At 37.5% G+C, this 8,874-nt stretch carries 9 protein-coding genes and 1 rRNA gene; 3 read left to right on the top strand and 7 right to left on the bottom strand.

Features of this window, described 5'->3' with window-relative positions:
- A 16S ribosomal RNA gene (locus AC11ZT_RS06090) occupies positions 1-107 on the bottom strand; the annotation flags it as partial.
- 323 nt (positions 108-430) lie between these two features.
- On the opposite strand from AC11ZT_RS06090, the gene AC11ZT_RS06085 reads away from it, so the two are divergent.
- Positions 431-787 carry a DUF2614 family zinc ribbon-containing protein gene (locus AC11ZT_RS06085; protein ID WP_484058746.1) on the top strand — a complete coding sequence of 119 codons (357 nt, stop codon included), beginning with the start codon at positions 431-433 and terminating at the stop codon, positions 785-787.
- A gap of 58 nt (positions 788-845) precedes the next feature.
- Here the strand turns inward: AC11ZT_RS06085 and perR are convergent, their stop codons facing one another.
- The 6 genes from perR to AC11ZT_RS06055 all read right to left on the bottom strand — a co-directional run bounded on the left by perR (position 846) and on the right by AC11ZT_RS06055 (position 5,224).
- Positions 846-1,289 (bottom strand): peroxide-responsive transcriptional repressor PerR, encoded by a 444-nt coding sequence (perR, locus tag AC11ZT_RS06080; RefSeq protein ID WP_484058745.1) that lies wholly within the window; start codon positions 1,287-1,289, stop codon positions 846-848.
- A gap of 383 nt (positions 1,290-1,672) precedes the next feature.
- Positions 1,673-2,137, bottom strand: coding sequence for a thioredoxin-dependent thiol peroxidase (gene bcp / locus AC11ZT_RS06075; protein WP_484058744.1), 465 nt, complete (start codon positions 2,135-2,137; stop codon positions 1,673-1,675).
- A gap of 46 nt (positions 2,138-2,183) precedes the next feature.
- Entirely contained in the window at positions 2,184-2,591 is a 408-nt protein-coding gene (locus AC11ZT_RS06070; protein ID WP_484058743.1) for a potassium channel family protein, read from the bottom strand.
- A gap of 47 nt (positions 2,592-2,638) precedes the next feature.
- Entirely contained in the window at positions 2,639-3,424 is a 786-nt protein-coding gene (locus AC11ZT_RS06065; RefSeq protein WP_484058742.1) for an ABC transporter permease, read from the bottom strand.
- A 5-nt stretch (positions 3,425-3,429) separates the two neighbouring features.
- Positions 3,430-4,221 carry an ABC transporter permease gene (locus AC11ZT_RS06060; protein ID WP_484058741.1) on the bottom strand — a complete coding sequence of 264 codons (792 nt, stop codon included), beginning with the start codon at positions 4,219-4,221 and terminating at the stop codon, positions 3,430-3,432.
- Positions 4,214-5,224: an ABC transporter ATP-binding protein gene (locus AC11ZT_RS06055; RefSeq protein ID WP_484058740.1), complete on the bottom strand. Its 1,011-nt coding sequence runs from the start codon at positions 5,222-5,224 to the stop codon at positions 4,214-4,216. Before AC11ZT_RS06055 ends, AC11ZT_RS06060 begins: the two co-directional genes overlap by 8 nt.
- Positions 5,225-5,421: 197 nt before the next feature.
- Here AC11ZT_RS06055 and AC11ZT_RS06050 point away from each other — a divergent pair, with 197 nt between their 5' ends.
- Positions 5,422-6,729, top strand: a complete 1,308-nt coding sequence (locus AC11ZT_RS06050; protein WP_484058739.1) for a glutamate-1-semialdehyde 2,1-aminomutase — start codon at positions 5,422-5,424, stop codon at positions 6,727-6,729.
- A 232-nt stretch (positions 6,730-6,961) separates the two neighbouring features.
- Positions 6,962-8,874: glutamate synthase central domain-containing protein (locus AC11ZT_RS06045; protein ID WP_484058738.1), on the top strand; the 1,913-nt coding region annotated here is incomplete at its 3' end.

Raw genomic sequence — 8,874 nt, 5'->3', positions numbered from 1 at the left:
ACGTGTTACTCACCCGTCCGCCGCTAACCCCGAAGGGTTCGCTCGACTTGCATGTATTAGGCACGCCGCCAGCGTTCATCCTGAGCCAGGATCAAACTCTCCATAAAAGTTAAAGTTTGTCTAAGCTTTAAAAAAATAAAACTGACGTTTCATGTTTTGTTTAGTTTTCAAAGAACTCATTATCGCTAAAAAGCGACTTCTTTATGTTAGCACCTTTCAAAAACAGTGTCAACATGTTTTTTATTTACTGTTTGTTACTGACTTGCATCAGCGACGGTTAATAATATATCACGTAATAAATTATAGGTCAATCACTTTTTCATTATTTTTCTCATTCTATTTTCTTATCAAACTCTATACTTTACTCATTCTTTTTTTGTTTGGAAATATATATTATATAATGTATGATTTGTAAAAAGGAGTGTGCCCAATGAGAGAAAAATACAGTAGCAAAATCAATAAAATCCGGACGTTTGCTTTAGGATCTGTTTTTGCTGGACTCTTCATTTCCTATGTGGGGGTATTTTTCCGCAATTCCCCTCTTATTATGTCATTACTCATCATCGTAGGTTTTGTTTCCATTATCGGCAGTACCATCATTTATTTTTGGATTGGTATGCTCTCAACAAAAACTGTACAGGTCCTCTGCCCGGCATGTAACAAACCAACCAAAATACTAGGAAGGGCTGATGCGTGTATGCATTGTCACCAACCTCTTACATTAGATGCTTCATGGGACGGCAAAGAGCTTCACGAGGCCTACAGCAATCGAAATAAAAAAGGTTGACTAACAAAGGATATCATCCTTTAAAGTCAACCAAGAAATTTTATTTTAGCACGGTACATTAATTTTTCAACATATGACTGCATTCCGGACAAACACCATACAATTCGATACGATGACTTCGTATTATAAATCCCGTTTCTTCTGATGCTTTTTGTTCCATTTCTTCTAAGCCGGAATAAGGAAAATCAACAATTTTCCCACATTTCTCACATATAACATGATAATGATCTGTCGTCACATAATCAAATCTACTAGAAGTATCACCATATGTCAGTTCCTTCACAAGACCAATTTCTTTAAAAACACGTAAATTATTGTATACAGTCGCAACGCTCATATTTGGAAATTTATCTTCAAGCGCTTTATATATTTCATCAGCTGTCGGGTGCGACAACGAACCAACCAGATACTCTAAAATAGCATGACGTTGCGGAGTCATACGTACACCTGTACCTTTTAAAAGTTCTAATGCTTCTTTTAGTTCTTCGTTAACCACCGCCATGCACCCCCATTCTATATAGATTACTACGTTATAATATTTACAATAAGTTTACAGCTTTATGTTTCCCATTGTCAATATTTCTACTATAAGGATACTGTATTTCCAACTAACTTATTAAAGTAAAATGTACCTTACTTTTTCTTCCTCCCTGGAAACAATCCTTGCTCTTTCATTACCGCTAACCTCTTTGCTGGATTGAATCCATTTCAAATACTTACTATCCCCTCAAATAGTTGTTTGCGTTTTGTACAAAAAAATAGTGCGAGAAGTATCTCGCACGTGAAAAGCTATCATCTGAGGAGGTATGCCCTACACTTTACCATATTACTTAGCACTCCATTAGGTATAGACGAATGCCTCACTTTTTATAAATTAAAGAAGCCTTATGCTAATTCTTTAATTACAGCCAATACTTCCTTAACATGTTCTTTCACTTTTACCTTGCGCCATTCTTTGACAAGTTTTCCTTCCTTATCAATAACGAATGTGGACCGTTCAATTCCCATATACTCTTTACCAAAATTCTTTTTTAACTTCCAAGCGCCGTATAGTTCTGCTACTACATGTTCTTCATCTGACAATAACTGAAATGGCAAATTGTTCTTATTAATAAATGTTACATGCTTCGCTATCGTATCACGATTAATTCCTAATATAATCGTATTTTCATCATTGAATAAATCTAATGAATCGCGAAAATCGCAGGCTTGCGTCGTACATCCTGGCGTCATATCCTTTGGATAAAAATAAACTACAACATTTTTGCCCCGAAAATCTGATAATGTAACCTGTTGTCCGCTACTTGCTGGCAATGTGAAATCTGGTGCAAGTTCCCCTAGTTTAACCATATTAACAACCTCTCCTTCGTCTACTCCACTCTTAACTATACCATGTTTAGTCGCGTTTATCATGTTCGGTAACCATGCGAGCGACAAAAGCAAACGGTAAGGTATATCCAATTAACGCCTCTATAACTGCAATAACCCTCCCGAGGCCAATCGGTGTAATGTCACCATAGCCAACCGAAAAGAGTGTAATTGCACTAAAATACATGGCAGTTCCTACCGTATCTCTAGGGCTTACCGTAGTAATAGCATTTCCGTGTTCTTTCAAAACAGGAAACCCAATTTCTCCTAAAATGAGATACCCTAAACCAAATGCAATCAGTACAGTTGAATAGACAAGACTAAGCAGCATAAGATTCGATAGCGAAAAAAAGGAATTCGTTCTAGATGATTTCCATAGATTACGTATGCTATATAAAATAGCAAAAATAGCGAGTAGTAACACAATAATCCACATGTTTGTCCACCTCATATCATCTATATGAGATGGACAAATGAATTATATCAGTTACCTGCACCCCTGTACCGCTTGACACCTTTGTTCCAAAGAAAAACAGCAAAGGAGAAGAAGAGGATTCCCATAACAGGAGTAAAAAATGCATAGAAGTTCCATTCGCTTTTATGTAAAAAATACGAAGCTGGATACACTCCTACAAATGCAAAAGGCAATACCCAAGTTAATATAAACCGAATGATTTTATTATAAATATTTATCGGATACCGTCCGTAGTTTCCTATATTATACATAAGCGGCATGATAGAGCTTCTCGCATCTGACCAAAATCCGATACTAGCTAGTGAAACAAATATCCCGCCGTATACAAGCGCACCGCCAATTGCCATAATAATAAATAAGACGAAATCGTACCAATGAAATGTCAAATGAAGCTGCACTGATGCATAGAGCATAATAAGCATGCCTGTAACGCCACCAATAAATGACTCCAGCTCCATTCGCTCTAGAATAATTTGAAACAAACTATGAATAGGACGCGTTAAAATGCGGTCCATTTCTCCTTTTACTATATATCGATCATTAAAATCCCAAATATTAAAAAAGGCCGAGAAAATCGAGAATGGTACTAAGAAAAATCCATAGATAAAAATAACTTCTTCTCTTACCCACCCTTGTAATAGTTGCGTATGACCAAATACAACAAGTATAAAGATTAGGTTTACAGCTTGCATCATCATATCAGACAAAAGACCGACAAGAAGATCTCCGCGATACTGTAGCTTCGTTTTCATATACTGTCCGGCATATTGAAACAATAATTGAACATATATCATTCTACTTACCCTCCCTGCACAATTAATCGTTTTTTCGCCAATTTCCACATGAAAACGATTGGAAGAATGAGTATAACAGACCAAATGATTTGAAACAGTACGGCATTCCAGACTGCTTGTCCCGTTAATCCTTCTGAGAAAATCATGCTTGGAATATAACTAATCGCTTGAAACGGAAAAAAATTCATTATGCTTTGAGCCCAAAGAGGATAAAAGCTAATAGGAAGCAAAAGTCCAGAAAATAGATCAATGACAACCCGTTTTGCATACATGAGACCGTCATTATTAAATAAGAAGAATGTCATCATACCCGTAATCAAATTAATTTGCGTGTTAATAATGAAACTAAACAAAATAGAGAGTAAAAACGAAAACCACGTTTGTATATGTGACGTAATCGTGAGGGAAAACAAAAACGAAACAAGAATCATACCCGGAATAGAAAAGAATGCAAACCGAAAGATCCCTTCACCAAGCCCTTGCATAACCTTCATACCAAGATAGCTATACGGACGAATCATTTCGATGGCCACACGTCCTTCTCGAATTTCTTCTGCTATCTCACGGTCAATATTATTGAAATAAAAAGCCCGCGCCATCCAACCAACTGCAACATAAGTCGTCATTTGTGCAACCGATAATCCTTGGATACTGCCTTTCCCGCCATATATCGCTCCCCATAAAAAATAATACGCTCCTATATTGATTGTATAAATGAGAATTCCGCTATAATAATTGGTTCGATAGGCAAGCATCATAAGAAACCGTATACGGATCATTTCTATATATTTAGCCATGCGTATTACCCTCTTCGTAAATATTACGAATAATTTCTTCAGTTGATACTTCCTCTATTCTTATATCTTTAATTTTAAATGTTTGTACTACGTGTGAGATCAACGCAGAAATCAGCGTTTCTTCATTCGGTAGTTTCGCTGTCCAAACATTGTCTCCGTCCTCTTGTTTCCATGTTACTCTACCAGGCATAACTGTTGCTAATTCTATAAGAGAAACAGACTTCGTAAATTGAAAGTGGATGATTTTTTCTTTTCCCCAATTAGAACGAAGCTTTTCAAGTGATCCATCATACATGATATTCCCTTCATCTAACATAACAACCCGATCACACAGAGCCTCAATATCTGATATATCGTGTGTTGTTAATAAAATTGTTGTTTTATACCTTTCATTCATTTCTTTTAAAAATTCTCTTATTTTCAGCTTCACAAGAACATCCAATCCGATTGTTGGTTCATCTAAAAACAAAAGGGAAGGATTGTGTATGAGCGCTGCGGCTAGCTCACATCGCATACGTTGTCCAAGTGAGAGCTTACGAACAGGTTTATCAAGAAGAGGACCAATATCGAGCGTTTCTATCACATGCTCCATATGTTCTTTGTACTCTATGTCGGATACACCATACACTTTCTTTAGTAATCGGAAAGATTCTTGTACAGCAATGTCCCACCATAGCTGCGAACGTTGTCCAAATACTACCCCAATCGTTCTTACAAATTTTTCTCTTTCTTTGTGCGGATTCATGCCATTAACCACGATTTGTCCAGATGTTGGTGTTAGTATACCCGTTAGCATTTTTATCGTAGTCGATTTTCCTGCTCCGTTTTCACCAATGTATCCCATCATTTCACCTTTCTGAACAGAAAAGGAAATATCATTTACAGCCGGTATAACTTTGTAATTACGGGTAAATAAATCGCGAAATGCTCCTTTTAATCCAGAACGGCTTGAATGAGAAACGAATTCTTTTCGTAACTGCTTTACGTCGATGATTGTTTCCATGCTAGTACCTCATTTTCATATTTTCACTTCGATTAGTTTACCTAACCACTACTGTCTTCACAACTAATAAGTCTTATCCTCTATTCCATAAATCATGATACAATAAAATGAGACCACAGATGACTTTTTCTATCACATGAATAGTGAAAGCTATCACAATTCATATTGAGTTATTACCATAAAGGAGTGGAATGTAAGTGAATTTTACAAGCTCAGAACAATTACATACAGAGGCACTGGAACATATTGTTGGCGGTGTTAACAGCCCATCACGTTCGTTTAAGGCTGTTGGGGGAGGTTCTCCCGTTGCCATGAAACGTGGGAAAGGCGCATATTTTTGGGATGTTGACGATAATAAATACATTGATTATTTAGCCGCATACGGTCCAATTATTACAGGTCATGCCCATCCATATATTACGAAGGCAATCCAAGAAGCTGCTGAAGATGGGGTACTCTTTGGAACACCAACACCTTATGAAGTTACATTCGCAAAATTATTAAAGGAAGCAATTCCTTCCTTAGATAAAGTTCGTTTTGTTAACTCTGGGACGGAAGCAGTTATGACAACCGTTCGTGTTGCACGTGCATACACAGGAAGAACGAAGATTATGAAATTTGCAGGCTGCTACCACGGCCACTTTGATTCTGTGCTTGTGGCTGCTGGTTCAGGTCCTTCTACGCTTGGTACACCAGATTCTGCTGGAGTTCCAAAAAGTGTTGCACAAGATATTATTACCGTTCCTTACAATAATATTGAAGCGTTTAAAGATGCACTTGATAAATGGGGCGACGAGGTTGCTGGAGTATTAGTGGAACCAATTGTCGGTAACTTCGGAATTGTCATGCCAAATGAGGGATTTTTACAACAGGTAAATGATCTAACTCATCAAGCCGGAGCACTCGTTATTTACGATGAGGTCATTACAGGATTTCGTTTTATGTACGGCGGAGCACAAAATTTACTAGGCGTAACACCTGATTTAACAGCTCTTGGTAAAATAATTGGTGGTGGACTACCAATCGGTGCATACGGCGGTAAAAAAGAAATCATGGCACAAGTTGCACCGCTCGGACCTGCCTACCAAGCCGGAACAATGGCAGGAAATCCCGCTTCGATGCGAGCTGGTATTGCATGTCTAGAAGTGCTTAAACAAAAAGGGGTTTATGAAAAACTGGATGAACTAGGGAAATTATTAGAAGAAGGAATCATGGCGAAAGCAAATGAGCATAATATAACCATTACGATCAATCGATTAAAAGGTGCCTTAACTGTATTTTTTACGAATAAAACTGTTGAAAATTATGAAGATGCAAAACAATCCGACAGCGACATTTTTGGTCAATTTTTTAAACTTATGTTAAAACAAGGTATCAACCTTGCACCATCTAAATATGAAGCATGGTTTCTAACAACAGAGCATACGAGACAAGACGTAGAGGACACAATTAAAGCTGTTGATTATGCTTTTAAAGAGTTAGCATCTATCCTTTCCAATCATTAAAATGGAAGAAAAATGCAGAGGATTTTCCTCTGTTTTTTTCTTCCACCCTATTTCATAAATTTAAGTTTAATAGTATAATTATTCATACCGTGAAAAATGAAGAAACGAACTTATCAGATTTTACTTGTTAAAACCTTCGTTTTTTCTTTATAATTAGACATTATACGTTCAAAAAAGTCTAATAATTTCGAATAGTTATATTTCCCAACTTTGAGTGGAGGTGACTGGCCCCATGGCCAACAATTTAACAAATAATTGGACTCCAGCCCTTTTTCGTGATTTCCGGCAAGCGGAGCACGATGCTTGCGGCATCGTTTCTGTAATGGAAAAAAAGCGCCGTCCTACTAAAGCAAATATTGATTTATGCATAGATTCATTAGTAAAGATGAATCATCGTGCCGGTTTTATTAACGGTGAAGGTGATGGTATTGGTATTCACATTGACCTGCCTAAAGAACTATGGAAAGAAAAGCTAACACGTAAAGAGATTTCAGCTTCTCTTGTGGACCGCCCTGATTTTATTGTCGGACATCTTTTTTTGAGTAAGAAAGTAGACACACTGTCTCTTCGTGCAGAAATTAAAGATACCTTCACGAAAGCCGGATTTCAGCTTGTTTATGAAACGGATGCAGTAACAAACACGGATGCACTTGGTCCACTTGCAAAAGCAGAAGAGCCTGTTTTTTGGCAAATTGCGCTTCTTCCTACTGAAGAAGAAGGACATATTGAACTACAATTATTTAATTTAACTATCAAATTAGAAGAAAACGAAGCAGTTCATGTAGCTTCCTTAAGTGCACATCATGCAGTTTACAAAGTGCTTGGAGCTGGGGATACTCTTGTAGCGTATTATAATGATTTAACTAATCCTCTCATTGCTTCTACAATGACTCTTGGACACAATCGTTATTCAACTAATACACTTTCTAACTTTTTCCGGGTACAACCATTTAGTGTATTAGGTCATAACGGTGAAATTAATACAATTGCAAAGCTTCGTGATCAAGCAGAAATGATGAGTGTACCGCTTACGTTAGGCGGTAGTGATTCACAAGATTTAAACCGAACAATTGAAACGTTACTTGCTCGTTATGACTACAGTTTGTTTGAAGCACTTGACGTTCTTTTCCCTCCAATTGTTAATGAAATTAAACATTATAAAGAAGAACTACAAGATTTATATGCATATATCCGGGAAGGCTGGGGACATTTTGCACAAGGTCCTGCTGGGATTATTTCTCGCTATAAAGATGAAGCAGTTTTCAGTGTTGATGCATTAGGTCTTCGTCCTCTTTGGATGGTACAAACCGAAACATCTTTCGTATTCGCATCAGAACCAGGTGTTGTATCGCCAAGCGAATATATTGCAGAACCGAAAGCATTGGCGCCTGGTGAAAAGGTTGGCTTAAGATGGAACGATTCAGACGATATGGTAGTTTACGAGTATGCTTCTTACCAAGAAGAAGTTTATAAGCTATTACGTAATCGCATAAACGCAAGTGGCTACCGTGAGAACATGACTCCACCAAAACCAACTCTTACTGAGGAGGCTGCTTCTAACGAAAAAGTGGAAGACCGCCAATACGCTGCTTTTGGTTGGGATCGTGAAAACATTCAACTCATGGAACAAATGGCAGAAAAAGGTGTTGAACCAATTCGCTCTTTAGGTCATGATGGCCCTCTTGCTGCATTAGATGAAGATAGAAGAAATATCGCAGACTTTATTAAAGAAAGTGTAGCCGTCGTAACTAACCCAGCAATTGACCGTGACCGTGAGATCGAACATTTCTCAACACGTACAATTATCGGGAAACGTCCTTCTTTACATGAAAAACAAGAAAAACCATTTATTGTTGAATTACGTTCTCCTGTATTACTAGAAGGCAGAAATGGTCAAATGGTTGCAGAAGAAAAAGGACAAATTACGTATGAAGAACTCGTTCATCTTTTTGCATTGCATGACACTGTATACAAGATGTCTGCAACGTTTACAAAAGATGAAACAATTGCATTTGCTTTGCAACGTTTAGCTGATGAAGCTGTTACTGCTGTGAAAAAAGGCGTTACTCTTCTTATTGTAGATGATGCTGCTGCACATAAAGACGGAAATCTATGGCTTGATCCACATCTTGTCATCGGAAAATT

This window comes from Ectobacillus sp. (assembly GCF_056992975.1).
The sequence above is the reverse complement of the archived record's forward strand: the minus strand, read 5'-3'. Positions and strand labels throughout refer to the sequence as shown.